Below are 1949 nucleotides of genomic sequence, written 5' to 3'. Positions count from 1 at the left end.
GGCGGCCCTGCTGGCCCTGGCGCTGCTGCCCGCGTCGGACCCCAAGCGCCTGGCCGGCCTGGCCCGCGGTGGCGCCCTGATCAGCCTGGCCAGCGCGGCCATCTGTGCACTGCTGGTGGCCATTGGTGGCCCGCTGGCGACCCCGGCGCTGCCCGGAATTGGCACTTTTGTGGGAATCTTGTTCGATGCGCTGACCGCCGTGATGTTCCTGCTGGTCAGTTTCGTCGGCACCATCGTGGTGCATTTCTCGCGCAACTACATGGCCGGCGATCCCGGCCACGCCCGCTTCACCCGGTTGCTTGGGCTAACCCTGGCCAGCGTGCTGTTGCTGATCCTGGCGGGCAACATGGCGATGTTCCTCGCCGCCTGGGTGGCCACTTCAGTGGGCCTCAATCAGCTGTTGCTGTTCTATTCCGACCGCCCGGCCGCGATCCTGGCGGCGCGCAAGAAGTTCATTGCCAGCCGCATCGGCGATGCCTGCCTGGCCGGCGCCGTCTTCCTTGCCTGGCAGGCGTTCGGCACGCTGGAGTTCAGCGGGCTCTTCGCTGGCCTGAAGGGCGTCGCCGCCAGCGGCGAGACCCCGGCCGGTCTCACCATCGCGGCCGTCCTAATCGCGGCCGCCGCCTTACTGAAGTCGGCGCAGTTCCCGCTGCACGGCTGGATCACCGAAGTGATGGAAACCCCCACGCCGGTCTCTGCCCTGCTGCATGCCGGCATCATCAACGCCGGCGGCTTCCTCGCTCTGCGCTTCTCGCCGCTGCTGCAGTTGTCCACCCCCTCGATGGATCTGCTGCTGGTCGTCGGCGGCTTCACGGCGCTGTTTGCCAGCGTGGTGATGCTCACCCAGAATGCCATTAAGGTGGCGCTGGCCTGGTCCACCATCGCGCAGATGGGCTTCATGCTGCTGCAGTGTGGCCTTGGCGCCTGGCCGGCGGCGCTGCTGCACATCGTGGCGCACTCGCTCTACAAGGCGCACGCCTTCCTCTCCTCGGGCAGCGTCATCGATATCGCCCGCGCCAGCTGGTCGCCCAGTCCCGGCGGCGCGCCGCACCCGGCGCGGCTGGGCCTGGCGGTGGCGGGCGTGCTCGCCGGTGTCGGCATTGTCGGCACGCTGTCGGGCTTTGAACTCGGCCGCGAACCGGGCCTGTTCGCGCTCGGCGCCATCCTGCTGATGGGCCTCACCCATTATATCGCCCAGTCGATCGACACCCGGCCCACCGGCTTCGTCATCGCCCGCACCATTGTTGGTGCGGCCGCTGTTGCCGGCCTGTGGTTTGCCCTGCAGTCGGGCATGGCCTGGCTGATTGCCGGCAGCCTGCCTGACGGGGCTGACCGCACCGATCTGGTGGCACTGGCAGCGATCGTCGCCGTGGTCGCCGGCTTTGCCGCGCTCACCATCGGCCAGGCCAGCTTCATCACGGCCAAGCCCGGCGGCGCGCCCGAATGGGCCCGCGCCTTCTACGTTCACGCCCAGAACGGCCTCTATGTGAACGCCCTCGCCAATCGGCTGGTGCTGCGCTTCTGGCCGACCGGCCTGCCGGCGCGGCGCTGAGCCCCTCCCTCGATTTCTCCGCGAAAGGTCCTGACCATGACGACCGATACCGCCACCCTCGCGCCCGAAGCCACCACCGCGCCGGCCCCCAGCGCGCTGGAAGCCGCCATCGCCGAAGCCTGCCAGCGCATCGCGCCGCTGTGGCCGCTCAAGCATTTCGTCGCCGTGAACCCGTTCCTCGGCTTCACCGGCCAGAGCTTTGCCGCCACCACCGCCACCCTGCGCCGGGTCGCCAAGGTGGACATGCTGATGCCGCGCGGCTTCTATCGCGAGGCGCTTTCGGCCGGCATCATCAGCGATGCGCATATCGCGGCCGCCCTGGCCCGCGCGCCTGGCAACGCCGCGGTGCCGGCCGATGTGGCGATGGCCAAGGCCGCGCTGGCCCGCGATCCGGCGC

Annotated in this window: 2 protein-coding genes; both read left to right on the top strand. The window is 69.6% G+C overall.

Going from position 1 to position 1949, the window contains the following annotated elements; genetic code table 11:
* The coding region (locus tag GJ693_RS15740) for an NADH-quinone oxidoreductase subunit L (RefSeq protein WP_197042277.1) at positions 1-1552 on the top strand (1552 nt) is incomplete at its 5' end.
* Between the two features lie 36 nt (positions 1553-1588).
* The coding region (locus GJ693_RS15735; RefSeq protein ID WP_156257181.1) for a putative inorganic carbon transporter subunit DabA at positions 1589-1949 on the top strand (361 nt) is incomplete at its 3' end.

Source organism: Sandarakinorhabdus oryzae, from assembly GCF_009733735.1.
GTDB lineage: Bacteria > Pseudomonadota > Alphaproteobacteria > Sphingomonadales > Sphingomonadaceae > Sandarakinorhabdus > Sandarakinorhabdus oryzae.
This window is presented reverse-complemented; position numbering and strand designations above follow the sequence as displayed.